The sequence below is a fragment of the Methylobacterium sp. FW102-HT35C08 genome, assembly GCF_058790235.1.
The window spans coordinates 3,040,096-3,065,164 of record NZ_JBYTCL010000002.1 but is presented as its reverse complement, the minus strand read 5'-3'; the positions used below and the strand labels follow the sequence as shown (position 1 = coordinate 3,065,164).

The 25,069-nt window shown below is 63.5% G+C and carries 19 protein-coding genes and 2 pseudogenes; 6 read left to right on the top strand and 15 right to left on the bottom strand.

Going from position 1 to position 25,069, the window contains the following annotated elements; genetic code table 11:
• Positions 1-65: 65 nt before the first annotated feature.
• The 4 genes from AC3WSN_RS14665 to AC3WSN_RS14650 all read right to left on the bottom strand — a co-directional run bounded on the left by AC3WSN_RS14665 (position 66) and on the right by AC3WSN_RS14650 (position 4,302).
• Positions 66-374: a UBP-type zinc finger domain-containing protein gene (locus AC3WSN_RS14665; protein WP_492538852.1), complete on the bottom strand. Its 309-nt coding sequence runs from the start codon at positions 372-374 to the stop codon at positions 66-68.
• Positions 375-1,165: 791 nt separating this feature from the next.
• Entirely contained in the window at positions 1,166-2,821 is a 1,656-nt protein-coding gene (locus tag AC3WSN_RS14660) for an FAD-dependent oxidoreductase (RefSeq protein ID WP_492538850.1), read from the bottom strand.
• The gene (locus tag AC3WSN_RS14655) at positions 2,811-3,824 is read right to left on the bottom strand and encodes a sensor histidine kinase (RefSeq protein WP_492538848.1); all 1,014 of its coding nucleotides are present in this window, start codon (positions 3,822-3,824) and stop codon (positions 2,811-2,813) included. Before AC3WSN_RS14655 ends, AC3WSN_RS14660 begins: the two co-directional genes overlap by 11 nt.
• 217 nt (positions 3,825-4,041) lie before the next feature.
• The gene (locus AC3WSN_RS14650; protein ID WP_492538846.1) at positions 4,042-4,302 is read right to left on the bottom strand and encodes a hypothetical protein; all 261 of its coding nucleotides are present in this window, start codon (positions 4,300-4,302) and stop codon (positions 4,042-4,044) included.
• Positions 4,303-5,141: 839 nt separating this feature from the next.
• On the opposite strand from AC3WSN_RS14650, the gene AC3WSN_RS14645 reads away from it, so the two are divergent.
• Positions 5,142-5,765, top strand: coding sequence for a response regulator transcription factor (locus tag AC3WSN_RS14645; protein ID WP_492538844.1), 624 nt, complete (start codon positions 5,142-5,144; stop codon positions 5,763-5,765).
• 61 nt (positions 5,766-5,826) lie between these two features.
• Here the strand turns inward: AC3WSN_RS14645 and AC3WSN_RS14640 are convergent, their stop codons facing one another.
• Positions 5,827-6,690 (bottom strand): alpha/beta fold hydrolase, encoded by an 864-nt coding sequence (locus AC3WSN_RS14640; protein ID WP_492538842.1) that lies wholly within the window; start codon positions 6,688-6,690, stop codon positions 5,827-5,829.
• Positions 6,691-7,591: 901 nt separating this feature from the next.
• On the opposite strand from AC3WSN_RS14640, the gene budA reads away from it, so the two are divergent.
• Both budA and alsS read left to right on the top strand, forming a co-directional pair.
• Positions 7,592-8,371, top strand: a complete 780-nt coding sequence (gene budA, locus AC3WSN_RS14635) for an acetolactate decarboxylase (protein ID WP_492538840.1) — start codon at positions 7,592-7,594, stop codon at positions 8,369-8,371.
• Positions 8,372-8,400: 29 nt separating this feature from the next.
• Positions 8,401-10,074 carry an acetolactate synthase AlsS gene (gene alsS / locus AC3WSN_RS14630; RefSeq protein WP_492538838.1) on the top strand — a complete coding sequence of 558 codons (1,674 nt, stop codon included), beginning with the start codon at positions 8,401-8,403 and terminating at the stop codon, positions 10,072-10,074.
• A gap of 948 nt (positions 10,075-11,022) precedes the next feature.
• On the opposite strand, the gene AC3WSN_RS14625 is transcribed toward alsS, so the two are convergent.
• From AC3WSN_RS14625 to AC3WSN_RS14610, 4 genes are read right to left on the bottom strand one after another with little or no spacing between them, the layout of a single operon-like run.
• Positions 11,023-11,319 carry a hypothetical protein gene (locus AC3WSN_RS14625; protein ID WP_492538836.1) on the bottom strand — a complete coding sequence of 99 codons (297 nt, stop codon included), beginning with the start codon at positions 11,317-11,319 and terminating at the stop codon, positions 11,023-11,025.
• A 51-nt stretch (positions 11,320-11,370) separates the two neighbouring features.
• A complete protein-coding gene (locus tag AC3WSN_RS14620) occupies positions 11,371-12,969 on the bottom strand; it encodes an efflux transporter outer membrane subunit (protein WP_492538834.1) in 1,599 nt (532 codons plus the stop codon).
• A 1-nt stretch (position 12,970) separates the two neighbouring features.
• A complete protein-coding gene (locus tag AC3WSN_RS14615; protein ID WP_492538832.1) occupies positions 12,971-14,545 on the bottom strand; it encodes a DHA2 family efflux MFS transporter permease subunit in 1,575 nt (524 codons plus the stop codon).
• Positions 14,542-16,092, bottom strand: a complete 1,551-nt coding sequence (locus AC3WSN_RS14610; protein ID WP_492538830.1) for an HlyD family secretion protein — start codon at positions 16,090-16,092, stop codon at positions 14,542-14,544. The genes AC3WSN_RS14615 and AC3WSN_RS14610 overlap by 4 nt, the downstream gene beginning before the upstream one ends.
• A gap of 140 nt (positions 16,093-16,232) precedes the next feature.
• On the opposite strand from AC3WSN_RS14610, the gene AC3WSN_RS14605 reads away from it, so the two are divergent.
• Positions 16,233-16,919, top strand: coding sequence for a TetR/AcrR family transcriptional regulator (locus tag AC3WSN_RS14605; RefSeq protein ID WP_492538828.1), 687 nt, complete (start codon positions 16,233-16,235; stop codon positions 16,917-16,919).
• Between the two features lie 440 nt (positions 16,920-17,359).
• Here the strand turns inward: AC3WSN_RS14605 and AC3WSN_RS14600 are convergent, their stop codons facing one another.
• On the bottom strand, positions 17,360-18,508 hold the full coding sequence (locus tag AC3WSN_RS14600; protein WP_492538826.1) for a patatin-like phospholipase family protein: 1,149 nt from the start codon (positions 18,506-18,508) through the stop codon (positions 17,360-17,362).
• A 548-nt stretch (positions 18,509-19,056) separates the two neighbouring features.
• On the opposite strand from AC3WSN_RS14600, the pseudogene AC3WSN_RS14595 reads away from it, so the two are divergent.
• Both AC3WSN_RS14595 and AC3WSN_RS14590 read left to right on the top strand, forming a co-directional pair.
• Positions 19,057-19,402 (top strand): annotated as a pseudogene (locus AC3WSN_RS14595) (transposase family protein); the annotation flags it as partial.
• A 66-nt stretch (positions 19,403-19,468) separates the two neighbouring features.
• Positions 19,469-19,705, top strand: coding sequence for a TetR/AcrR family transcriptional regulator (locus tag AC3WSN_RS14590; protein ID WP_492538824.1), 237 nt, complete (start codon positions 19,469-19,471; stop codon positions 19,703-19,705).
• Positions 19,706-20,071: 366 nt separating this feature from the next.
• Here AC3WSN_RS14590 and AC3WSN_RS14585 read toward each other — a convergent pair whose 3' ends face one another.
• From AC3WSN_RS14585 to AC3WSN_RS14565, 5 genes and pseudogenes are all read right to left on the bottom strand, one after another.
• Positions 20,072-21,763, bottom strand: a complete 1,692-nt coding sequence (locus AC3WSN_RS14585) for a methyl-accepting chemotaxis protein (protein ID WP_492538822.1) — start codon at positions 21,761-21,763, stop codon at positions 20,072-20,074.
• A gap of 723 nt (positions 21,764-22,486) precedes the next feature.
• A pseudogene (locus AC3WSN_RS14580) lies at positions 22,487-22,834 on the bottom strand (transposase); the annotation flags it as partial.
• 10 nt (positions 22,835-22,844) lie between these two features.
• Positions 22,845-23,276 carry a hypothetical protein gene (locus AC3WSN_RS14575; RefSeq protein WP_492538820.1) on the bottom strand — a complete coding sequence of 144 codons (432 nt, stop codon included), beginning with the start codon at positions 23,274-23,276 and terminating at the stop codon, positions 22,845-22,847.
• 36 nt (positions 23,277-23,312) lie between these two features.
• Complete coding sequence (locus AC3WSN_RS14570) at positions 23,313-23,684, bottom strand: hypothetical protein (protein WP_492538818.1); 372 nt, start codon at positions 23,682-23,684, stop codon at positions 23,313-23,315.
• 44 nt (positions 23,685-23,728) lie between these two features.
• The gene (locus AC3WSN_RS14565; protein WP_492538816.1) at positions 23,729-24,877 is read right to left on the bottom strand and encodes a patatin-like phospholipase family protein; all 1,149 of its coding nucleotides are present in this window, start codon (positions 24,875-24,877) and stop codon (positions 23,729-23,731) included.
• Positions 24,878-25,069: the final 192 nt, after the last annotated feature.

The window sequence follows — 25,069 nt, the reverse complement described above, 5'->3', positions numbered from 1 at the left end:
CCCAGACTCGGGCACATGAGCATCCACGGCCCCCGATTTATCCGCGCCGGTCCTGTCCCATCCCCTCAGACAAACCTGGGTATGGGCCCGTCCTGCGGGGTCGTGTCGGCTCCAAGGTCGAGAAAGACCTCATCCACATAGCACCAGCCCCAACCCTCTGGGGGATCATAGCCCTCCATGACCGGATGCCCGGTGGCCTGGAAGTGGCGGGTGGCGTGCCTGTGAGGGGACTGGTCGCAGCAGCCGACGTGCCCGCACGAACGGCAAAGGCGTAGGTGGACCCACTCGCTTCCGATCCGCAAACACTCCTCGCATCCCCGCGCGCTCGGCCGAACGGTCCGGATTTGATCGGTGTGGGTGCAAATTCTAGACATCGAGCCTTCCCTCGAGATCGCAGAGACGTCGCCGCAAGCCGGAACGGCACGGGTGCCACATCGGAGCGGCGCCTCATCCTATCCGCATGGCGGACGTGAGGCTTGAACGGAGCTGCGGTCTTTTGAGCACCCCGCACAAGCGCCGATCGGCGTCGTCCTTGCGGACGCGTGCGAGATCCGGATCGTTTACAAAAGGCAACGCGGTGCAAGGCGAAGGTCCGGAGATTTGGTCCCATCGTCCTCGCGCGGCGATCGTTCATGCCCCGACGGCAGGCGACCCGGACGACGCAGACCCTGCGGGGGAAAGCCAGCCGCTGGCCGTCTCGATCGCTGGTCACGCTTCCTTCCGGAGGGTCTGACTGGACGTGCGCGCGTCGGCGGGCCCCGCGGCGAGCCGTCGGAGGCAGACCCAAGTCGCCCTGTGGGCGGTCGACCCATCGCCTGCCTTCGACGTCGCCTCTTCGGAAGCATCGACGAAGATGCAAGCGGATCGCATTTTGTCCCCGTCTTGGATCGAGACGCTCATCGACACGGATGAGGACGTCGTCGCATGCAGCGGTACCCACCTTTGCAAGTTGAAGACAAAGCTTTTCAGATGCTTAGGCTCGAACGAGCGGTGGGTTCGCTTTGGACGCTGATACACAGTCGGGAGAGCCCGACGAGCCCTAGGGCATGATCGGGACGCCGCTGTGCCGACCCGAAAGGGCGCCATCATCCACGCGCCCGCGCGGGCCCTCGGCTCGACGGTCCGGCGATCGGCGGCCGTTTGCCCGGCACCCGGGCCGAGCCGTCTACCGCGCCGGGTTGAGGTAGTCGTGGATGGCGTGCACGACGACCGACCCTTCACCGACACTCGACGCCACGCGCTTGATCGAGCCGGAGCGGACATCGCCGATCGCGAAGATCCCCGGGCGTGTGGTCGCGAACGCTGCGCCCGTGGGGTGGCCGTGGTCATCGATGCCGGTTCGAACGAAACCTTGCTGGTCGAGTCCGAGGCAGCCGCCGAGCCAATCGGTGTTCGGGACCGCGCCGATCATCACGAACAGGCTGCCGATCTGCTTCGTCACGGAGGCGCCGGTCCGGTTGTCAGTCCACGTGACGCCGCGCAGGTGATCGTCGCCGTGCAGGGCCGTGATCGCCGTATGTGTGTGCAGCGTGATCCGCGAGGAGGTGGCGATCCGTTGGACGAGGTAGTCGGACATGGTGGCGGCGAGACCTGGGCCCCGCACCAGTATGTGGACGTGGCGCGCCAGCCTCGAAAGGAACATGGCGGCCTGTCCCGCGGAGTTCCCGCCTCCGACGACGACCGCCTCCTCGCCGGAACAGAGCTGGCCCTCCATAGCGGTCGCCGCGTACTGGATCCCCTGGCCCTCGTACTTGCCGAAGTCAGGCACGGCGAGCTTGCGGTAACGGGCGCCGGTCGCCACCACGACCGACCGGGCCCGCAAGCTCTGGTCGTCGTCCAGCCGCAGCAGGAACGGGCTGCCGGAGCACTCGAGGGACGTGACGCTCCGCGCGATCGCGAGATGGGCTCCGAACTTCTGCGCCTGGATCTGGGCCCGGCCTGCAAGCGCCTGGCCTGAGATGCCGGTGGGAAATCCGAGGTAGTTTTCGATCTTCGACGAGGTGCCAGCCTGTCCCCCGGGCGCGAGCGCCTCGACGACGATCGTGTCGAGGCCCTCCGAGGCGGCGTAGACGGCAGCGGCGAGCCCGGCCGGCCCAGCCCCGACCACGGCGACGTCGTAGACCAGCGCCGGGTCGAGTGCCTCTGTGAGCCCCAGTCGCGCGGCCAGCTCGAAGTTGGTGGGGTTGCGCATGACCTCGCGGCTCGGGGCGATCACCACCGGGAGGTCGGCCGGGTGGATGTCGAGCCCGCCGAGGAGGGCGTCCTCGCCGTCCGCCTCGGGATCGAGGATCTCGTGGGGATAGCCGTTGCGCGTCAGGAAGCGCTGGAGGCGGATGAGGCTGCCGTTCTGTCGATGGCCGACCAGCACTACGCCTCCTTGGGCGTGCCGGATGAAGCCGACGCGGCGCAGTATATAGGCCCGGAGGACGATCTCGCCGAGGTCGGGCTCGGCGGAAACAAGGCGGCGGAAGTCCGCGTGCTTGACGCGGGCCACCCGGCTGCCCGCCTGCGCCAGCCCACCGACGAGCATCTGGCGATCGTTGTAGAGGTTCAACTCGCCGGTGAACTGTCCCGCCCGGTACGTGAAGAGCGCCGTGCTTCCCTTGCGCACGTCGTCGGTAACGATCGTGATCGAGCCGTCGAGTACCATGAAGAAGTCGACGTCCCGGTCGCCGCGCGCGAAGAGCGGCGTCTCGGCCTCGAACATTTCGATCCGGCCATAGCCTTCGACGCGCGCCATCATCTCGGGCGTCAGCACCGGGAAGGTCTGTGCCCTGCGGATCCAGGGATCGGTCGGGTCGACGCTCGCCTCAATCGACATGGATTCGGCTCCTGACGTGCGGAGGCGGCGAACCCGTCCGCGCTTGGGGGAAGGATAGCGTGGCGATGGCCCCGCCCTCGGGTCGGTTGCCGATGGCGAGCGTTCCTCCCGCCTCCGCCATGAAGGCCCGCACATTGGCGAGTCCCAGGCCCGTCCCGTGGGCCTTGGTAGTGAAGAAGCGTTCCAGGACCGCGCCCTGGATCTCCGGCGCTATGCCTGGACCCGTGTCCTCGACGAGCAACACGACCTTGCCGAGTGCGGCCGTGCCCTCGCTCGAGCGTGAGCCTCTGGCTTGCAAGGCGTGGCAGCTGATCCGAATCCGGCCCTGGCCGTCCATGGCATCCCGGGCGTTGAGCACGAGGTTGAGGAGCGCGTTCTCCAACTCGGCCTCGTCCGCATCGATCACGAGAGCCGCATCGGCGGCGACGATCTCGATCGTGATCCCGTGACCACCTGCGAAGCTCAGGCGATCGGCCATCTCTTCGAGGCAACGGGGCACCTGGAGGAGGCTGGCGGGCTCGCGCGAGCATCCTTGCCTCAAGGTGCGGCGCGCCAGGTGTGTGCAGCGCTCGACGCCGACACGGGCGAGCGCCAGGTGTCGCGCGGCCTTCTCGTCGAGGGCGCCCGCGGCCACGAAATCGAGGTTTCCGACGATGATCTGAAGGAGGTTGTTCAGGTCGTGCGCCATCGAACTGGACTGCGCGCCCATCTCGGCCATGCGCGCCAAATGACTCGCGTCCTTGATGCAGTAAGCTTCCGCCAGCGAGGCGACGCGCTCATTTTCTATCATCATGACCTGCACCCCGTGATTTGAGGAGAGCAATTCAGCACCGATCCTAGTCGCGGAGCCAGGAATACCTTCGTATGAAACTGCCGGTGAAGATCGGCCGGCAGCAGCAATAGCCCCTGCCGCGAGGCCGCTCGACCATACTCTTGTATGGCCGATCCCCATGGACGTTCGCGTGCGTCCCGAAGAAAGCGAGGAAGGGTCGAGGCTGAACATTCCGGGTCCGGTCGTGCCGCCAGCCTTCCCACGATGTTTCTCGCCGGATAGCGCACCCACGCCACCTTGGCCGCGCCGGATCACTGACGCGATCGAAGCCGAAGGCCGGCACGACGCGCTCGCCTGGGCGATCGCGATCCCGACGGCAGCCATTCGCTGCGCCGCCAAAGCTTCGTGCGTCGCGTTGAGCTTTCATTTCGACCGGCTTCAGAGCCGGCTAGCGGTGCCGCGAGGCGGGCCCGGCGTCGGCCCGGTCGTTGACGAGCCTGCGCAGCAGGTCCGTCAAGGTCACCAGATCCTCGTCGGACCAGCCTTGGAGACGTCCCTTATACGCGTTGTCCTCGTTCGCGATCACCGAGGCGACGCGCGTGCGCCCCAGCGCGGACAGGCCGAACCTGACGACGCGGCCGTCCCGCTCGTCAGGTCGGGCCTCGACCACCAGCTTGGCCCCGGCGCAACTCGGAGGGGAGGGCCGCACTCTGTACGTTCCCGCCGAAAACCAGCGCAGGACCTTCGTGTCGGCCGGTGTCCGCAAGACACGCAGGCCGGCACATGCGGGCGCACCCATGATCCATACGTTCGTATGATCTCCAGAACAGATCCACTCGGCGAACTGAGCGTTCATAGGAGGCGATCGGGGGGCGTGGCGATAGCGCAGCCTCGTTTTAGCCCAGGCCCGCACCGTCATGCTCACGCCGCCCGGTTACCCTTCGACGCAACCGGACGATTTCTGGCGGCGCAGTTTGCGCGCCTGTGACCAAGCGGAAGCAGCACTTTACCTGGCTGACAATCTGTCGAAGGGCCGCTTCGGCACCACAGATTGATGCCGACCGGACGGTCATCGTGACGGCTCGGTTCGTCGGCCGGTGCACTCCTCGGCGGCGCACTGGAAATCTTCAACTAGACGTCAAGTCGCACTCCCAGTTCCAGCCCACCCGTAGCGGGCGCGTCTAGTGGTTGAAACCTGACGGTTGAGTCCGTCCTGGGTTTCGGTTTGGGCTGTAACCTGCGTGTCTGGCGGGATGCGCCGCGGCATCTCCTTCTCGCTTCCCGCCTCGGATCGCCTTCGGCTCGAAGCCCTCGTGGCTAACCGAAATACACCGCAGAAGGATGTCTGGCGCGCTCGCATCGTGCTGCTGAGCGCCGTTGGTCCGGGCACCCACGCGATCATGCGTGAGCGCCACTGCGCCACTCCCCATGCTAACCTGAGAGCGGCAAGTCGATAGTACTGGGCCGCAACCGTCAGTCTGGTTCCGTAAAGCGTTAGCCTCCTGGATCGGCTATTTGATTTTGAGCACGATGGGCGCAGCAAGTTACATGTCGGAAGCAACCGTTCACATCGTCGACGACGATCCGGCCGTTCGCACTGCGTTGACGCGCCTGTGCAGAGCAGCGGGTCTTGCAGCGATTGCCCATTCCGATCCGACCAAGATCCTACTCAGTCGGATGCGCAAAGCGCCCGAATGCATCCTCTTGGATGTACGCCTGACCTATCATAACGGGCTGACGTACCAAGAGGCTTTGCGCGACGCCGGCTGCACAGTGCCGATAATTTTCCTCACTGGTTATGGTACGATTCCAATGACGGTGCGGGCGATGCGGGGCGGCGCGGTGGAGTTCCTAACGAAGCCAGTAGACGAAACTGCCATGCTGGAGGCTATCCATCGCGCGCTAGCGATCGATGCCGCCGCGCTGCAGACCCGCAGGTCTCAAGCCGACCTTGCCAGGTTGTTTGCCGCTCTAACACCTCGAGAGGCCGACGTGCTGGGCTACGCGATTGGTGGCTTGATGAACAAGCAGATCGCCGCCGAACTCGGGGTTTCAGAGATTACTGCCAAGGTGCACAAACGTAACATGATGAAGAAGATGCACGCCCGCTCCCTCGCAGACTTGGTCCTGATGGCGCACCAACTCGGCATCAAGGCGACGCGGCAGCGCTGACCACTCCGACCCGGTCCTTCACACAGCGAAACTCGCCGGGTCGATTGAAATTGATGGCTTCTCAGCCACGCCAATCTATCAAAAAGTCGAGAAGAAGGCGATTTACCTCTTCAGGCCGTTCCTCATGCGGAAGATGCCCACAATGCTCTATGGCGGCAGTTCGCAAATCGCTAGCCATCTCAGACCAAACCGCAGCCATGTCGAAGGCTTTGCCTACAGCACCGAAATCCGCACCCCAGATACTAAGTACAGGACATGCGATCTTCACTCCCGCATCGGTCTGATCTTGGGCGTTGTCTTCACCATTCGCTCTGTAATCCGCCATCGCGCCACGCACTGCCCCAGGCGCTCGGTAGGCCGCAACGTAAGTGTCGAAATCCTTACCAGAGATCGTGGTAGGGTCGAAGCACCAATCCGAGAAGAAGTGCCGCAGCCAGATGTCCTCGCGGCCAGCGATGAGCGCCTCAGGCAAATCCGGTACGAGATGAAACAGGAAAAACCAGTAAGCCTTCGCTGTCTGTGCGTCCATGCTGCGCGCTACGATCCTCGTCGGCACATTGTCCATCACCACAAGGCGTTCGAGCAATTCTGGATGATCCTTGGCGAAACGGGTAGCAACACGAGCGCCCCGGTCATGGCCGACAAGGGCGATGCGGCTGATCCCGAGCGCCTTGAGCAATTCAACAAGGTCGAGTGCCATGGAGCGTTTGTCATAGCCCGAAGCTGGCTTATCGGTCTCGCCGTATCCGCGTAAATCCGGGGCGATGACGCGAAAGTGCTCAGCAAGAACCGGGATCTGGTGTCGCCAAGCGTAGTTCGTTTCTGGGAAGCCGTGTAGTAGGACCACGGGTGCGCCGGAACCAGCTTCTATATAGTGCTGTCGAATCCCGTTTGCATGGACGGTGCGGTGATGAATTACAGTCATAGCTTCTCTTCCGAATGGGGCGGCTTGGTGTCGGGCACAGGGGTCAAGAAGCCAATGATTGTCACTGAGACGAAACAGTAATTCCAACAAGGTAGATCAACTCGCTGGTGCCCGCCTGTTCGAATCGGATCACCGCGCTGCGTTAAACCGGCTCGGGCAGAATGAAGCCGACTGTCTCGAGCATCAAGGCGATATCAAAGGCCATGAGTAAAAGCTTGCTGCAACCGTATCGGACAAAACTTCGAAGGCGATCATCGTCCTCGTACCCGAACATGACGCGGCACCCAGCTGCAGCTGGTGCAGACGCACATCCCACCGTCCACGAAGCTCACTGGCCATTCACGTGGTTGTAAAAGTCGTATTTGAATGTGACGCCAGCCATCAGGAGGTAGCAGAACCACCACTGATTCGCTGTCAGATCCAACGGCGCAATAGGACCCACCCGCGTTCCTGAACTCCCGGAAAGTGCAGTCTGAACGAAGCGGCCGACTTTTGGATCCTTCGTTCGATCAAACTAACTGGAGAAAAGACTGGCGCCTTGTACGGACGCATGCCGATTTGTATTTTTGCATCACCGCGTGGATGACAACACTGTTTGCGCAGCGCCTAGTCGTCGAAGCATGTTCGAGTCGCCTTCAACGACTGAAGGCGCTGAATGAGCTGCAACAGTGTCGTAGCGCAAATTGGCATAACGAGGGGGGCAAGCAGCCGTGCTGCGGACTGGATGCCCAGCGCGAGACTGGTCCGGGGCTGCGCCTCGAAATGCGATTCGGGTACAAAGCCGGCAACTCAATCGGACTAAACCTTCGTATATATGGACTGCCGGCATCGAAAAAATATATCCAGGAACGTAGTTGATTGACTTTCGGGATTCTAAGCCCATATGTCAGAGTAGGACATCATGATCTCCAGCGCAGAAGGCACTTTAGGGCTTATTGGACGAGCATCAATCGCCAGTGGCCAAATCGCGGTGGTCGAAGATGCGGAGTTATACCAGACGTCGCTTATGTCCGCTCTTGTCGACGGAGTTTATGAAGGGCAAACTACATACGGTGAACTGCATCAGCACGGGGATTTTGGACTAGGCACATTCAATGACTTAGACGGCGAGATGGTGGGCTTCGACGGCGTATTTTATCAACTTCGCTCCGACGGTAGTGCACGTCCGGTATCCGATGATCAGAAAACGCCGTTTGCAGTCGTAACGTTCTTTAAAGTCGATAGTCGACTTTCCCTCGCCAGCGTCAGCAAAAATACTGCGATCGAACTTCTCGCGGCAGCGACTCAAGATAATTTATTTACTGCCGTCCGCATCGATGGGCACTTTTCGCGCATAACAGTTCGGACGGTACGGGAGCAGAGGCGCCCATTTCCTCCCCTTCAGGATGCAGCCAAGGGTCAAGCAGAGACTATACTGACGAACGTCGCGGGAACGTTCGCCGGATTTCGTACGCCAGCTTACGCTGGAACGCTTGGTGTCCCCGGTTTTCACCTCCACTTCCTAACTCAGGATCGTAAAACCGGAGGTCATGTCCTCGACTTTGAGATCGATGCCGCGGAAGCGCAGCTATGCCCAATGCATGGGATCCACGTCGAGCTTCCTCGCAGCGAAAACTTCCTCAACGCCAAGCTCAGTGCACCAGATATGGCACAGAGGATTGCAGCTGCGGAAGGATCGTGACTATCTCTTTAATCAATTTGGAGGCTCAGATGAACAACGTTAGAGAAACTGAACGCAATGGTGCGGATATTGTCGTTGAGATGCTCGAACAGCACGGAACCACACATGTCTTTGGCGTGCCTGGAGCTAAAATCGACAAAGTTTTCAATCGCCTGGTCGACTCCACCATCCAGACGGTGGTCTGCCGTCACGAACAAAATGCTGCTTTTATAGCTGGAGGTATCGGCAGAATGACTGGCAAGGCGGGTGTCGCCATTGCCACCTCCGGACCCGGTGTGTCGAACCTTGCGACAGGCCTCGCAACAGCCACTTCGGAGGGAGACCCAATCGTCGCGCTAGGCGGGTCAGTCGCAGTAGCCGACAGATTGAAATCGCTTCATCAGACGCTCGACTCCGTAGACGTCCTCAAACCTGTTACGAAATTTGCAGCAGAAGTTGATTCGCCGAGCGCTACCGCTGAGATCTTATCGGCGGCGTTCCGCGCGGCCGAGTCTGGACGACCTGGCGCGACTTTCGTTGGGTTGCCTATCGATATTATGCTGGCAAATGCGACATGTGAGCCGATTGCCTCTCGCGGTATCGTCAGCCTGGGTGCAGGCTCCGAGGGCGCGCTTTCTGAAGCTGCGCGCATCATCAACGAGGCAAATAATCCTGTCGTTCTCCTTGGTTTGATGGCGAGTAAGCCAAACGCGGCGCAAGCCATTCGCTCGCTATTGCACAAGGCATTACTACCGGTCGTCGGTACTTTCCAAGCCGCAGGCGCGATTTCCGAACAGGAATTTGCGGCGTTTGGCGGCCGAGTTGGCCAGATTGCTAATCAGCCAGCCGATGAGCTGCTCGAGTCCGCCGACGTAATTATAACCATTGGCTATGACGCGGTTGAGTATTGGCCATCAATTTGGAACAAAGGATCGGATCGGCCTATTGTCCATATAGATGTTATACCCGCGAAGATCGAAAATGATTACAATCCATCCGTGGAAGTGGTTGTCAGTATCGAGGAAAGCTTATACGAGCTTGGCAAGCGACTTGCGCGCTCAGAGCTGGCGCAAAGGGCTTCGGCGTTGCTGAAAGTGATCGCTGAAGATCGGTTCCGTTTGATAAAGCAAGCAGCCGATCAGGGTGGAATGCCAATTCACCCGCTGAGGATTATCGCCGAGCTGCAAAAGATTTTAACGCCCGACGTCACCCTGTGCTCCGACATGGGATCGTTCAGCTTATACTTGTCTCGCTATCTAACAAGTTTCCGTGCCCGTCAGGTTCTAATTTCGAACGGGCAGCAAACACTCGGCGTCGCTCTTCCCTGGGGTATCGCGGCAGGCATCGTTCGCCCGCATGAAAAGGTTCTCTCTGTGTCGGGCGATGGCGGGTTCCTGTTCTCAGGGATGGAACTGGAAACCGCGGTGCGATTGAAACTGAACCTAGTTCATATGATCTGGGTCGACGGAAGCTACAACATGGTGGCAGCGCAGGAAGAGCTGAAATATGGCCGCCATTCAGGCACGGACTTGGGCCCGGTCAATTTTGTTAAATATGCTGAGGCATTCGGAGCAACTGGCATTCAGGTTTCAGGGCCAGACGAGTTAGCCCCGGCTCTTGCGAGAGCATTCGACACAGCCGGACCTGTGCTGCTCAGCGTAAATGTCGATTATAGCAGGAACGCTGAATTGTTTAGGATGGTCCACGAAGGAAGCATACTCTAGAAATTTTTGGAGTTGAAAATCTAAAGCGGCGGTGAATGACCATGACACCGTGATCGCGGTCAATTGACGATTCACACTCCCGCGCGATGCTCGCACCTGAACTGACGGCCATCTCGGTCATCGCGGGCATGGATGAGGACGCACCGGACTATGCCAGCTTCGCATGGTCGTTCGCGCGGGAGCAGACCACCTTCGCGGCACCGAACCTGTCCGCTCCGGCCTCTGGTTCGGCTCTGCGGAACGATGTCAGAGCGGCGCAGCTGACGCTTAGGGCGGCCGCTGGGGTTGCTCTGCCCGTCCCACTCGAGAGACCGATGAGGCCGGATGCGCTCTCAGGCTTCGTGACGGCCGCGGTGCCGGCCGCGCCTACCTACAAGATGACGCTCTTGGCGAGGCCTGGATCGATGTCGACCAGGATGGGCGTTTGACTCTGAAATCTGTGTCCCCCGACGAGAGGCGGACTGCTCACCTGTGCCTAAGTGCCTCCGTTTTGCTTTCAATGCCGCCCAGTAACGGTCGCAGTCAGACGCAGAGGATGTGCATAAAACAAGCGTGACATCCTCAAAGCCAATAGCCGAGCACCCGCGAACGGCCACTTGCCCCTGGAGCTGAAGGTGCCTGATTGCGAATAAACCGCCGCTTTCAGGATACACTGTTGTTGGTCCCAGCAATTGAAGCAGGTGGGTTGGAAATTGTCAGATTTTGCGCTCGATCGCTTCAAAAGCTGACATGCAGCTTTCGGCCAGACTGCGTCATGCCGAATTGCCAATGGGCGCAAAACCGGCTGTTCGGCTTGGCGCCCATCCCGGTCATTCAGATCGCCTTGACGAAGTCCCGTAAGCGGACGCTACCGGCTTCGATCGGCCATTCGCATAAGGCGCTAACAACGCGCTACCCTGGATTTGATCCGGGGTTCCGCTTCAACGCCTATCCAAATTCTCTTCGAGATCACGCTTGCCGAACTAACCGCTGGATGATGTCGCGCAGCGTCGCGATGTCATCGATCTCCAGCTTAAATTTCGCAATGATGGCCTGGATCGCCGATTCCATTTCCAGCGCGTGGTACACTGCAGAAAATATTGGGTCAGTCTGCGGCATGCTCTTGATCGTATCGAAGAGCTGCAACACCGGATCATATTTTTCGCCGGCGACCGAGATCTTCCACGTGAGGTGAACGAGTTTGATCCATCCCAAGCGATCAAGACGACCGTCTTGGCCGCTCGGACCATCATTATTACCGGCCATTATCCCTCACGGGTTTGACTGGATCGATTGTTCAATAAACGACCGCGTGGCTTAGTGCGTGATGTCCGACGCCGGGATCGTGATGCGGGACAGCGCCGGCGGGGGCGTCGGACCCGGCGGAAAGGTGGTCTCCCAGCCCCCACCCAGCGCCTTGGACAACGCCACGAAGTCCGTGGAGATAGCCGCCGTCGCCTGGACGAGATTGGTCTCGGCCTGCAGCACAGTCTGCGAAGCTTGGAGGACCGTGGTGAAGATTTCGACGCCTTGCGTGTAGCGCGACCGAGACAGGGACAGAGCCTGTCGCGCGTCGGCCACCTGCCTGGCGAGGCGCGCCCGCCTCGCTTCGTCGCCCTTGAGCGACGCGAGTGCGTTGACGACGTCGTGCCAGCCCTGGAGGACAGCCTTTTGATAGGCGATCGCCGCTTCCTGCTGCCGGGCGCGCTGAAGCACGAGGTTCGATCGCAACCGGCCACCCTCGAACAGCGGGATCGAGATCGACGGGCCCACGTTCATGTATTGCAGGGACGAACCTCGGAAGATCTTGCCCGGATCAACCGCGTTCACGGTCGGGCTCGCACTCAGCGTCACGGTCGGGAAGAACTGCGCTTCGGCGACTCCAATCTCGGCGACGGCGGAATGGAGGTTCGCCTCCGCCCGCCGAATGTCGGGGCGGCGCAGGACTAAGCTCGATGGCAATCCGACCGGCACGCGCGGCGGTACTGGCGGGATCGACCGACCGGTCGCCAGTTCCTGTGACAGAGCGAGCGGTGGCTCGCCCAGCAGGAGCGAGATCGCGTTGATCTGCTGGATCTCCTGCTGCTGAAGCTGCGGCAGCTGCGCCTTGATCGACTCCACCTGCTGGGCCGCGTTGGCCGTGTCGAGGCCGCTGACGAGGCCCTTCTGCTGGCGGATCCGAACCACGTCGAGAATTTGCTCGTTGACCCGAATGTTCGCCAGGTCGATCCGGATCTGCTCCTGGGTACCGCGAAGCTGCACGTAGTCGCGCGCCAGTTCGGCCTGACTGGAGACCAGCGCGTCGCGCCGCTGCTCTGCCGACGCATCGGCTTGCGCCTGCGCGGATTCGACGGACCGGCGTACGCGGCCCCAGAGATCGAGTTCCCAGGAGGCGTCGAAGCCGAGCGTATAGCTCTCGAAGCCGTTGGTAAGCGGTGCGGTCAGGGTGCTGCTGGATGCCGTCGAGCCGCTGCCACCCGAGAGGCCGCCGAGGGAGTTCGACACCAACCCGATCGTGCCGTTCTTGCTGAATTGCTGCCGATAAAGGCTCCCCTGTCCGTTGAGCGTCGGTAGCCCGGCGGCAGCCGCGGTGCCGAGCTGCGCCCGGCTTTCGAACAGGCGCGCCGTGGCGGTCTGCACGTCGAGGTTCTGCGCAGCGACGCGATCCTCGAGCTGCGCCAGGACCGGATCGCGGAAGGCGAGCCACCACGCCACCGCCGGCTCCTCGGCATTTGTGCGGGCGAGCAGCGGCAGGGGTGTCCTGACCGGCAGACCTGTGTCGAGGTAGTCACTCGACTCTGTGATCGTCGGAGCGGGGGGCATGAAATCCGGACCAACGGTGCAACCGGCGAGGCCAAGCTCAATGGTCGCGAGGGTCGCGCAACCGCGAAGCCAGTAGTATCGGCGGGAAGCCATGTCAGTGTCCTCCGTCGCTGCCTTGCGCAGTCCTGGCCGAAATCAGAAAACAGAGCGGCACGACGAGGAAAGCGACTACAGCGGCGTATTGGAAAACGTTGCCGTAGGCCAGGATCTGCGCCTGCTTCATGTAGGTCTGGTAGGTATGCGAGATGGCCTGCTGGTGCACGATCGACGAGGCGCGTCCCAACGCCCGCAGGGTGTGCTCGCTCTCCTGGATGAGCGTGTTGTAGCCTTGCCGGAGCGGCGTCATGAACCCCGACAGGTGGGCCTGGTCAGACTGCGTTCGCTCCGTAACTGCGGCTGTGGAGAGCGAAATCCCCAGAGATCCGAATACGTTGCGGAACATCGAGAACAGGGCCGCGCCGTCGCTACGGTACTTCTGCGGCAGGGTCAGGTAGGCGATGGTCGAGATCGGCACGAACAGGAAGCCGAGCGCCGCGGTCTGAAGAGAACGCATGATCACCAGCGTTCTGAAGTCGATGTCGGGCGCGAGCTTGCTCGAATACATTAGTGCCGTCCCCATAAACGCGAAGCCGAACATGACGATGTATCGGGTCTGCACGACCTTCATGATCTGGCCGACGATCGGGATCAGGATGATCACGACAATCCCACCCGGCGACAGGATCAGGCCGGATTGCAAGGCAGGATAGCCCAGCACGTTCTGGGCGAATTGCGGGATCACCACGGCACTGGCGTAGAGCGCGAAGCCCATGGCGCCGATGAGCACGCAGCCCATGGCGAAGTTCTTGTCCTTGAACACGTCGAGGTCGATGATCGGCTTCTTCGCCGTCAGCAGCCAGCAGATCGCCCCGAAGATGCCGAGGAAGCCCAGGACCGCCATGGTTCGGATGAACGGCGAGCCGAACCAGCCGTCGTCCTCGCCGCGGTCGATCATGATCTGCATGCAGCCGATGCCGATCACGATCAGCGACAGGCCGATATAGTCGATGCTGCGCTTGGTCTTGCGCTTTTCTTTCTCGGAAGGCGGATCCTGCACCAGGATCGAGTTGACGATCACCGCGACGATCCCGACGGGCACGTTGACGAAGAAGATCCATCGCCAGTCGAGGTGCTCCACGAGGTAGCCCCCGAGCGTCGGCCCGAGGACGGGGGCTACGATGGTGGCCACCGCGGTGATCCCGAAAGCCGCCCCACGCTTGGCGGGCGGGAAGGTATCGAGGATGATCGCCTGCTGGCTCGGCTGTAGGCCGCCGCCGAAGAAGCCTTGCATGAGGCGGAACAAGATGATCTGCCCGAGGCTCTGGGAGATGCCGCACAGGAACGACGACACCGTGAACATCGCGATGCAGATCAGGAAGTAGCGCTTGCGCCCGATCGTGTCGGACAGCCACCCCGCGACGGTGAGCACGATGCCGTTGGCGACGAGGTAGGCGGTCAGCGTGTAGGTCGCCTCGTCGCTCGAGGCGGCGAGCGAACCGGCGATGTAGGGCAGCGCCACGTTGACGATCGTGGTGTCGAGGATCTCCATGAAGGCGGCGAGCGTGACCGCGATGGCGATCAGCCAGGGATTGTAGGCCGGCTTCCAGCCCTGGTTCGGATCGGCACTCATTTGAGCAGCACCGTCGGCTCGACGCTGATGCCCAAGGGCAGCGGCTCGTCCTTCCGCAGCCCGGAGTCGATCACGATCTTCACGGGCACGCGCTGGACGATCTTGATGAAGTTGCCGGTGGCGTTCTCGGCTGGGAAGGCGGAGAACTTCGAGCCCGAGCCGCGCTGGATCGACTCGACGTGCCCATGCAGGTCTAGATCCGGATAGGCGTCCACCGTGATGGTGACCTGCTGACCAGGCCGCATGCCGTCGAGCTCGGTCTCCTTGTAGTTGGCGGTGACCCAGGCATCCGTGGTGACGAGCGACATCACCTGCTGGCCCGCGGTAAGATAGTCGCCGGCATTGACGTTGCGCTTCGTCACCCAGCCGTCCTGAGGCGCGCGCACCACGCTCCATTCGACGTTCAGGTTCGCCTGATCGAGCTGGCCCTTCGCTTGTTCGGCCTGCCCCTGGAGTTGGTCGACCTGCTGCTCGGACTGGCCGATATTCTGCTGGACCGGCATCGCCTGTGTGACCCGAGCCTCGGCCTGCTCGACCTGCGCCTTCGCCTGCTGGTAGCTCGACGCATTGCTATCGACGTCCTGCTGCGTCGTGGCGAGCTTCGGCAGGCTCTTCTGCCGATCGTAATTCGCCTGCTGCAGGGCGAGGTTTGCCTTGGCCGAGGCGAGGTTCGCCTGCGCGAGTTGCAGCGCGGCCGGGAAGTTCTTCTTCGCGATCTCGACCCCGAGCTTCTGGTTGGCGATCTGCGCCTTGTTGGCGTCGAGCTGGCCCTGCGCTTGCTCGCGGCTGTAGATGAACTGACGCGGATCGATGCGGAACAGCGGGTCGCCCTTGTGGACGAACTGGTTGTCGGTCACCTCGAGGGCGATCACCTGGCCGGCGACCTGCGGCGCGATATTGATTATGTTGCCATCGGTATAGGCGTCGTCGGTCGTGGCCTTACCGCGGGTGGACAGCCAGAAGTAGAGCCCACCGCCGATCATCAGCAGAACGACGAGGGCGGCGATGCCGATCACCACCGGTCGACGCTTCTTGCGCTTGTTCGCGTCCTGATCCTCGCCGGCATCCTGCTCGTTGGAGCCCCGCTCCGATGAATTGTCCGGCTTCCTCGGTTTCCTATTCCGACCGCGCTCGTCGTTCTGCTGCCGCTGGTCCGAGTCGTGATCCTCGGCGCGGTCGTCGCCCGCGTAGCTTCGACGCCCTCGGCCCTCGCCATGATCGTCGTAGACGTCGTCCCGATCGCCGGCGAAGCGGCGCTGCCGCTGGTCCGAGCCGTCATCCTCGGCGCGGTCGTCGCCCGCGTGGCTTCGACGCCCTCGGCCCTCGCCATGATCGTCGTAGACGTCGTCCCGATCGCCGGCGAAGCGGCGCTGCCGATCGTCCGAGGCCGAGCGCTCGCGTCCGGTGCCGTCCCGACGTCCGCCAGGATCTGGCGTACCGGACCGCGAGCGCCCCCGGTCGTCCGCTTCCGACTCGACATCGAGATAATCGCGTCGGCTGCGCGAGCGGTCATACGGGCGGGAACGGCTATCCGCGTCGTCGGTCATGGATGAAGCTTGGAACCTTATGAAGGCTTGGTCTGCCGGAACACTTGGTCGCGCGACCGGCTTGCCTTACGGATGGTTGGTATAACCGAACCCGGCGGTTCGGATAGGGGCGGGTGAACCGATCGATGTCAAGTGCCGCGGTGACCGACCAGAAGGTGCCGCGCGGGCCCATTCCGCGCGGCGCGCGGCGACGTGGAGAGATCGCTCGGGCCGCCGAGCAGGTATTCCTGCAGCATGGCTTTGCCGACACGACCATGAAGATGGTCGCTCTTGCAGCCGGCGCATCCAAGGAGACGCTTTATCGACACTTCGGTAGTAAGGAAGATCTGTTTTTGGAGGTCGTGAACAACCGAAACAACGAGGTTAGACAGACACTCGACGCGGAGCTGGAGAGCGACCGACCCATTCCGATCATCTTGCGATCCGTGGGTATTTCCCTGCTGGAATGCATGTGCAGCCCCACGGTCGTAGCACTGGCTCGCATCATCGTGAACGAGACCCCCCGGTATCCGGCACTCGGGGATGCCTTCTACGCGATGGCTCCCGGTCGCACGCTGCAGAAGCTCACCCGTTATCTCACGGAGGCCAAAGACCGCGGGGAATTCGTCGGCGATGCCCCAGGGTTGGCTGCAGAGATCTACACCGGCAGCGTCGTGGGCAAGTTCGTCCCGTTGATGCTGTTCACTCCGCACACCTTCGCCATCGACCGAAGGCAAATCGAAGCGCATGTCGACGAGGTGGTACGGACGTTCTCGAAATCGTATGTCGCCGAGCGTCGAACGCGGTCGTCGGGAAAAGTCGGCTCCGTTGCCGAACGATCCCGGTAGGGAACGATCCAACATCTCAAGCTCCTCGCACCGAATGGGCTGGCAGTGTCTGGATCAGCAAGGCGCCCTGCAGAAGGCTTGACGCAGGCTATCCACCCCGTAGAGCTTCTTGACCACGGGCACGTCGCCGAGTTCGCGCGGCGTCAAATCTACGGATGTTAGAGGCTCGTTCTTGTTCGTCGCCATGGCCAGGAACTTCATTTTGCCTGGTACTTAGAATTTGTTGCTCAGGGTTCATCTTGGCGAGTAGCCAAACAGGGGTGACTGTATTTGCGACGTCCGACATGCACGCCGGCACCAGGGCAGCTACTCGGGCAGCCGTCGCAAACGGACCTTGACGATGGGCGCGCACGCGGCGTCGTGGCTCATCAACGACGAGGTGTCCCGCTGAAGGTGACGCCGGTGACCCGCTCCTTCTCGATCCGGACGCCGACCCGCGGTCATCGCGAGGCGAGAGCACTTGTCACGACCGGCGCGACCGGGACCGTGTCCTGCCACGCCGTGCCCGAGCGAGCCTTCTCGTAGCCGATCCGGTAGAGGCTACGCATGTAGTCGGTGTCGAACCCCTTCGCGGCGGTCGTGCGCGGTGCCGCGCCGTCGATGTAGGTCAGGTGAAACCCGATCCGGTTCGCCCGCGCGAAGGCGTAGGTCGCGGCCAGGCTCGCGCGGCTGCGGGCTTGGCTGCCCGTGGCGACCGTCTGCTTGACGATGGACAGGGTGTCGTCGGGGACCAGCTCGAAATCGGGCTCGATCCGTCCGTTCATCAGCACGTAGATGTCGGCCTTCGTCGGGGTCGCGACCCGGCCGCGGCCGTTCGCGATGACGGCCTGCGGGACCGTGAAGACGGGCGTGACCACCGAGCCGTCGACGTGGAGTTCCTGGAAGCCGTGGCCCGCCGCCTCGACGTCGAGGAGTTGCGCCGGGAAGACGGCGGGCACGCTGGCCGAGGCCGTGAGCACGTCGCGGAACAGCGCCGCCGCATTCGGGGCACCGCTCGCGGCGATGGCGCCCATGTTCCAGATCATGGCCCGCTTCGAGTCCAGGTTGGTCGTGACCACGAGCAGGCGGCGACCCTTGGCGTGCTCGGCCGCGACCGCGGCCAGCAGCTCCGGGGTCACATAGCGCCCGACGAGGTCGCGCAGGCGCCCGTCCCCGAACAGCCCCGACCCGAACACGACGTTCACCAGGTTCGGGTCTTTCACCAGCGTGCCTGCCACACCACTGGTGTAGATCTCCTCCAGCACCGGGTCGTAGGCCGGGCCGAGGAAGGCGAAGGGCGCCGTCAAGGCTCCCGTGCTGACGCCGGAGACGAGGCTGAACTCCGGGCGCGTCCCGGCTTCCGACCAGCCCTTGAGCACGCCCGCTCCGTAGGCGCCGTCGCCGCCGCCGCCCGAGAGGGCGAGGTAGGCGAACGGTCGGGTGCGGGCCCCGGGCGCCGCCATCATCGCCGCGAGGGTCCCAACCGACGCGTCCGCGAAGGCACGGGCGTTCGGGATGCCGGCCACCTCCGCGGCCTGGGCCTCCGCGGCCGTGTAGGGCTGTCGCGGCACCGAGGCGCACGCTCCGAGCGCGAGGGTCGCCGTCAGCATAAGAACCTTGGAGGGGCTAACGGGCCGCTGCGGCGAGGTCATCGAATTCGAGTCCTGTCGTGGGTCGTGACCGGGTCGGAAAGACCCCGGGAATGGCAAGCAGCCGGCCCGATGTTGATCGGGAAGGGTCGGACCGGCCGTCGCACCGCGCGATGACGTGGCTTACCGCGCGATCCGCGATTGTTGGCTCAAGTCGGCTGCGTACGAATGGCGATACGTTTGCTGCGCCTTGAGCCTACGTCGGCTGGACGACCGTCTGTCTCCGCTGGTCCCAGCACAGTTGGCCTCGCCCTCGTGGTCGACCTACGCCATCGTCGCGCCCGCCTCGAGGCCGAACTAAATAGTACCGTATCGTTCCTTTAAATGAATTTAGGACGCACGCAATCGATTTTTTTTCGCTCGGATTGCGATCTTGCCCCGAGAACAACGAGCGTCCACCCGGCCGCCTTCAACCTAAGAGCTCGTCCGATAAGGGCCTGAGGCGAGGTTGAGTGGCCGGGATGGCAATGATCCCAGGCGGGTGCTGAAGCCTGACCTGAACTTGCCATGTGGATCCGCAGCCTGCCGACGTGCAGGACCGGGACGGAGCCGTTCCGGTGCCGCGCCTGTCGCGTCGGGCCTTCCCGTTCATCATCAAGGCCTTCCGACGCCGGCTATGCCGGCGACGAGCCGGCGAGTGCGACGGTCATCGCCGTCGAGAACGTACGCAAGCCGCCGGATCAGGTTGGCTTTGCTGTTCATCCGCGCCGTTGGGTCGTTGAACGGTTCTTCGCCTCGATCAGCCGCAACCGACACCTCTGGAAGGATCCGGAAGCGACCCTCGCCTCCGCCAGAGCCTCCCTCTACGCCGCAGCCATCATGATCCTCGTCAGACGCCTCGCCCGATCAACCTGACTTCTCGGACGGACTCTAAGTAAGGGACCAGATACGTTTCCGCGATCGAAGGAGCGACAAGCTACGATGTCCGTTGAGGCCGTCCCGCCGGTACCGAGGCGTGTCGGGCGCCCTTCACACGGAACGGAGGGGAAGTCGACCATCCGCATCCTCGACGCGGCGAGCCGATTTTTCTTGTCCGGGGGATACGAGGCGGCGAGCATCGATGTCATCGCGGCCGCGGCCGGCATCTCGAAGAAGACGCTTTACGCCCGGTTCGGCTACCAGGCCAACCTGTTCGAAGCCGTAGCATGCGCTTCATAGAGAAGCGGATGGCGAGCATCGAGCGCGAGACCGCGCACGGTGGCTCGCTGAAGTGAATAGATCGGGCCCTGCTAGTGAGGCGCTGAAGGATACCGCAGTGAGCTGCCTGGGCTGGAAGCGGCATATCCCATTGTCAGCGAAAAGCCGATGGCTGCTTGCCACCACCCTCAGCTGAAGTTGCCAGACGATCGAGAAATGGCCGCTTTTCGGAAGCGATGGCCGCGGTCCGCTCGCCTCACAAGGGGCGCTTCCGGGTGGGCTGCTCGGGGTGATTTTAAGATGGTCCGCTACCGCTCGAAAATCAAACGAAAGCGGACGTTCTTAGGTCGGTTGATTTCTCTTCATGTAAGCGTCACCCAGTGCGAATCAGGCAGCCCACACGGTGGCGAGGAAGCGCGCGACCTCCGCACCGAGATGCTCGGATTGCCGCGACAGCTCGGAGGCCGCGCCCAGAACCCGGCTGGCCGCCTCTCCGGTCTCCTCCGACGCCTGTGCAACGCCGGCGATGTTGTCCGTCACTTCGTTCGTCCCCGCCGAGGCCTGTGCCACGTTGCGGACGATCTCCTGCGTGGCTGAGCCCTGCTCCTCGACCGCCGCCGCGATCGCCGTCGCCACGCCGCTGATCTCCCGGATCCGCCCGGTGATGCCCGCGATCGATGTCACCGCCTGCCCGGTCGAGGCCTGTATCTGCGCGATCTGCCCCGAGATCTCTTGCGTGGCACTTGCGGTCTGCTCGGCCAGCGCCTTCACCTCGGAGGCGACCACCGCAAAGCCCTTGCCCGCCGCACCGGCCCGCGCCGCCTCGATGGTGGCGTTGAGGGCGAGAAGATTGGTCTGGCCGGCGATGTTCGAGATCAGCCCGACGACGTCGCCGATCCGCGAGACGGCGGCACTCAGCTCCTGCACCAGGGTGCCGGTCTGGTCGGCCTCGTGCACCGCCCGCTGCGCCAGCTCGGCCGAGCCCGCGACCTGACGGCCGATCTCCTGCACCGACGAACCCAGCTCCTCGGCCGCCGCCGCCACCGTGCTGACATTGGAGGCGGCCTCCTCGGCGGCGGCCGCCACGGTGGTCGACTGGCTGGCGGTCTCGGTGGCCGTGGCGGTCATCGCCTGCGCGGTGGCCTGGAGTTCGGTCGCGGAGGAGGATACCGTGCCGATGATCCCGCCGATCGCGGTCTCGAAGCCGTCGGCCATCTGGCGCATGCCGGCCTTGCGTTGCTCCTCGGCGGCCAGGCGCGCCTGCGCGGTCTCCTCTTCGAGCCGGCGCGTCCGGATTAGGTTGTCCTTGAACACCTGAACGGCCGCCGCCATGGCGCCGATCTCGTCCCGGCGCGTGCGGTGGGGCACCGCCCCGCTCGTGTCGCCCGCGGCGAGGATGGTCATAGCGCCCGTCATCGCCTGGATCGGGCGGGAAACGCGCAGCAGCACGAACGCGGTCGCGCCGCCGGCCGCCAGCACGCTCAGCGCGATGGAGAGATAAGCCATAAGGGTCGCGGAATCCGTCGCCGCCATGGCGCTGTCGGCATCTGCATGCGCACCGCATTCGTTCAGGGCGACGTCCTTGGCCAGCGTATCACGGGCGTTGTTGTAGAGATCGATATTGGCCGGGTCAGCCATGAGCCGGATGCCGTCGGCGTTCTGGCCCGCCTCTGCCAAGCGCGCTGCCTCAAAACCAACGATCTGGTAGCGCTCCCAGGCGGCGCCGAACGCGTCGTAGAGTGCCCGCTCCTCGGCGGACGAAATCAGGGGCTCGTAGGCCTTTCGGGCGGCCGCGAGCGCTACGACGGCCTCGTCGATCTGCCGCGCGTACTCGGCCCGCTGCTCGGGTTTGCCGGACAGGGTCAGCGTGCGCAACTGCTTGATGCGCACCTCCGAGGCCGCGGCACGGATATTGGTGATCGCCACGACGGAGGGGAGCCAGTTCGTGGCGACGCCCGTGACGTTGGCTCGGATGCCTGAGAGCGTGAGGGTCGTAAGAATGCTTTGGCCGGCGCACAGGAGCGCGAGGAGGCCGAAGGCGGCGAGGAGCGAGACTTTGACTGTCAGGTGAAGGCGCATGATCCGGTCCTGGACGGGGCACACGGCATGGCCGCGCAGCGCTTGCCGGAACGCAGGCGGTGACGCGGGCATACGGGCACGAAGGGGTGAGCCTGGATCAGCTTCCCGCCCTCCCAGGCAGCTCACCAAGCAGCCGACTCTTCGCCTTGAAAATGTTAATACTTGAATTCAAACCGCCTCTAGATGCCTTTATCGATAGTCAACTAAAGGTGATTTGTCGGACGGATGATCCGCACTACGCAGGCGGCGCCGCTACCATAAGTTGTTACCTGTTGGTGTCCGATTGACCCGCAAAGCCCTTCCAATTGTCGCTCAAGCTCACTCCGCAGCAGCCTCTTGCTATGGCTGAGGCCGTTAGAGATGCTCGCGGCTAGAACGTGTGCATCAAGGTTGCCTGGTTTGTAGCTCGAATGTCTCTTGTGGATCGGAAGCGGGATCACGGCTCAGGGTGGTTTGCTGCCGCTCCTGTGTGGATGGCTCCCGCATTGCAGGTGGCGAATTGAGCTTCTGACGCGTTGGTCGGGTGCAGTCTTGTGTCCGGCCTGTCGATGCAGTCGTTCGTGTTGACCGCCGGCCCTGATGGTATCCGCGAGCTGGGTCCCACTCTGCTTTGCGGGCTATGACGCCCTGGACAGGCGGCGGGGTGTCCCGGCTCCCGGTCTGACCGGTTCACCATCAACTCTCATCGTCCTCGCAACCTCGAGAAACCTCTTCTCCGTGCTGTCAGGCGACCGCGATCACCGGTGCGCGGTAGATGCCACCGCGGGTCATGATCGCCCAGGCGACCCGCGCCGTGCGATTGGCCGCTGCCACGGTCACCACGCGCACCGGCTTACGCTGCAGCAGCGCCGGCAGCCGCGGGTCGACCGAGGTCGGCGTCGCCTTCGCGCGCCGGATCAGAGAGGTCATGCCGACCACGAGCAGGCGGCGCAGGTAGCGGTCGCCCATGCGCGAGATCCGGCCCAGGCGCTCCTTGCCGCCGCTGCAGTTCTGCCGTGGTGTCAGGCCCAACGAGGCCGCGAACTGCCGACCGGAGCGGAAGCGTTCGGGCTCGCTCACCGAGGCGGCCATCCGGCGGCATTCAGGCGAGGGAAAGTTCAGTGCGGCAGGCCTCCGCGAAGCCGCGTAATACGTCCAGGCGGTCGCGCTCGTCGCGCTCGACCGCAGCGAGGTCGGTCAGGTCCGCCCGGTATGCCTTCGCGATCCGCTCCATCACCACGTCGGCCTCCAAGATGATGGCCGTCGAGGCGAACAGCATGAGCTTGCTGCGTATCGCGTAGAGGGTGACCATCTTGGACGGGTCCTCAAGCCCGTGCGTGAACGCGTCCCCGAACAGGCGGGCCGCCTCGTCGATGAAGTCACCGTACAGTCGCTCGCGCCGCGCGATGGTCTGGGCAAGACGTTGGGCACGATCCTGGAAGCGCTGGGTCATCCAGGTCGTCGCGAACGACGCCAGCGCTCCGATGGCGGAACCCGCCAAGGCGGCGAGCGCGGAAATGTACCCTGCGTTCATTGTGGTCCTTCGTCCGGCTCCGAGGTGCGCATGAGCCTACTCGGGCGCCCGTCGCAGGCAGCTTTTCACGATGGGCGCGCAGGCGGCGTCGTGGCTCATCAACGACGAGGTGTCCCCGCTGAAGGTGACGCCGGTGACCCTGTCCTCCTCGATCCGGACGGTGGCGTGGCAGTAGCCGCCGAACGTCAGGCTGACCAAGCCAGCCGACATCCCGAACGTCCGCGTCGCGCTTGCGAAGTACGTCAACAGCGTCGTCTTGCCCGTCACCAGTCGCTGATCGGGCAAGCCGAGGCATGTCTGGACGTCGAGCGCAGACATGCCCACCAAATCGACCTTGGCCGCCTGCGCGACGCGCTCGTCGATGGCGGCGCAGCCGAACAGGGAGCCGGCAAGAAGCACAGCCGACATCGAGCTAAGCGGAGACCGAGGGCTCCGTTTCCCACCGAAGCTCGTCATCGCGAGGCGAGCGTGCCCGCAACCACCGGCGCGACCGGGACCGTGTCCCGCCACGCCTTGCCCGTGCGGGCCTTCTCGTAGCCGATCCGGTAGAGGCTGCGCATGTACGCGGTTTCGAACTCCTTTGCGGCGGTCGTGCGCGGCGCCGCGCCGTCGATGTAGGTCAGGTGAAATCCGATCCGGTTCGCCCGCGCGAAGGCGTAGGTCGCGGCCAGGCTCGCGCGGCTGCGGGCCTGGCTGCCCGTCGCGATCGTCTGCTTGACGATGGACAGGGTGTCGTCGGGGACAAGCTCGAAATCGGGCTCGATCCGTCCGTTCATCAGCACGTAGATGTCGGCCTTCGTCGGGGCGGCGACCCGGCCGCGGCCGTTCGCGATGACGGCCTGCGGGACGGTGAAAACCGGGGTGACCACCGAACCGTCGACGTGGAGTTCCTGGAAGCCGCGACCCGCGGCCTCGACGTCGAGGAGTTGCGCCGGGAAGACGGCGGGCACGCTGGCCGAGGCCGTGAGCACGTCGCGGAACAGCGCCGCCGCATTCGGGGCACCGCTCGCGGCGATGGCGCCCATGTTCCAGATCATGGCCCGCTTCGAGTCCAGGTTGGTCGTGACCACGAGCAGGCGGCGACCCTTGGCGTGCTCGGCCGCGACCGCGGCCAGCAGGTCCGGGGTGACGTAGCGCCCGACGAGGTCGCGCAGGCGCCCGTCCCCGAACAGCCCCGACCCGAACACGACGTTCACCAGGTTCGGGTCCTTCACCAGCGTGCCTGCCACACCACTGGTGTAGATCTCCTCCAGCACCGGGTCGTAGGCCGAACCGAGGAAGGCGAAGGGCGCCGTCAAGGCTCCCGTGCTGACGCCGGAGACGAGGCTGAACTCCGGGCGCGTCCCGGTTTCCGACCAGCCCTTGAGCACGCCCGCTCCGTAGGCGCCATCGCCGCCGCCGCCCGAGAGGGCGAGGTAGGCGAACGGTCGGGTGCGGGCCCCGGTTGCCACCATCATCGCCGCGAGGGTCTCGACGGATGCATCCGCGAAGGCACGGGCGTTCGGGATGCCGGCCACCTCCGCGGCCTGGGCCTCCGCGGCCGTGTAGGGCTGTCGCGGCACCGAGGCGCACGCTCCGAGCGCGAGGGTCGCCGTCAGCATAAGAACCTTGGAGGGGCTAACGGGCCGCTGCGGCGAGGTCATCGAATTCGAGTCCTGTCGTGGGTCGTGACCGGGTCGGGAAGACCCCGGGAATGGCAAGCGGCCGGCCCGATGTTAATCGGGAAGGATCGGACCGGCCGTCGCACCGCGCGATGAGGGGGCATATCGCGCGATCCGGGAAATCATGGGACC

Excerpts from the sequence above, each read along its gene's own strand:
- AC3WSN_RS14665 (WP_492538852.1), bottom strand. The coding sequence starts at position 374 with ATGTCTAGAATTTGCACCCACACCGATCAAATCCGGACCGTTCGGCCG.
- AC3WSN_RS14625 (WP_492538836.1), bottom strand. The coding sequence starts at position 11,319 with ATGGCCGGTAATAATGATGGTCCGAGCGGCCAAGACGGTCGTCTTGAT.
- AC3WSN_RS14645 (WP_492538844.1), top strand. The coding sequence starts at position 5,142 with ATGTCGGAAGCAACCGTTCACATCGTCGACGACGATCCGGCCGTTCGC.
- AC3WSN_RS14640 (WP_492538842.1), bottom strand. The coding sequence starts at position 6,690 with ATGACTGTAATTCATCACCGCACCGTCCATGCAAACGGGATTCGACAG.
- budA (WP_492538840.1), top strand. The coding sequence starts at position 7,592 with ATGATCTCCAGCGCAGAAGGCACTTTAGGGCTTATTGGACGAGCATCA.
- AC3WSN_RS14660 (WP_492538850.1), bottom strand. The coding sequence starts at position 2,821 with ATGTCGATTGAGGCGAGCGTCGACCCGACCGATCCCTGGATCCGCAGG.
- AC3WSN_RS14615 (WP_492538832.1), bottom strand. The coding sequence starts at position 14,545 with ATGAGTGCCGATCCGAACCAGGGCTGGAAGCCGGCCTACAATCCCTGG.
- AC3WSN_RS14600 (WP_492538826.1), bottom strand. The coding sequence starts at position 18,508 with ATGCTGACGGCGACCCTCGCGCTCGGAGCGTGCGCCTCGGTGCCGCGA.
- AC3WSN_RS14575 (WP_492538820.1), bottom strand. The coding sequence starts at position 23,276 with ATGAACGCAGGGTACATTTCCGCGCTCGCCGCCTTGGCGGGTTCCGCC.
- AC3WSN_RS14585 (WP_492538822.1), bottom strand. The coding sequence starts at position 21,763 with ATGCGCCTTCACCTGACAGTCAAAGTCTCGCTCCTCGCCGCCTTCGGC.
- AC3WSN_RS14570 (WP_492538818.1), bottom strand. The coding sequence starts at position 23,684 with ATGTCGGCTGTGCTTCTTGCCGGCTCCCTGTTCGGCTGCGCCGCCATC.
- AC3WSN_RS14565 (WP_492538816.1), bottom strand. The coding sequence starts at position 24,877 with ATGCTGACGGCGACCCTCGCGCTCGGAGCGTGCGCCTCGGTGCCGCGA.
- AC3WSN_RS14610 (WP_492538830.1), bottom strand. The coding sequence starts at position 16,092 with ATGACCGACGACGCGGATAGCCGTTCCCGCCCGTATGACCGCTCGCGC.
- AC3WSN_RS14655 (WP_492538848.1), bottom strand. The coding sequence starts at position 3,824 with ATGTTCAGCCTCGACCCTTCCTCGCTTTCTTCGGGACGCACGCGAACG.
- AC3WSN_RS14620 (WP_492538834.1), bottom strand. The coding sequence starts at position 12,969 with ATGGCTTCCCGCCGATACTACTGGCTTCGCGGTTGCGCGACCCTCGCG.
- alsS (WP_492538838.1), top strand. The coding sequence starts at position 8,401 with ATGAACAACGTTAGAGAAACTGAACGCAATGGTGCGGATATTGTCGTT.
- AC3WSN_RS14590 (WP_492538824.1), top strand. The coding sequence starts at position 19,469 with ATGTCCGTTGAGGCCGTCCCGCCGGTACCGAGGCGTGTCGGGCGCCCT.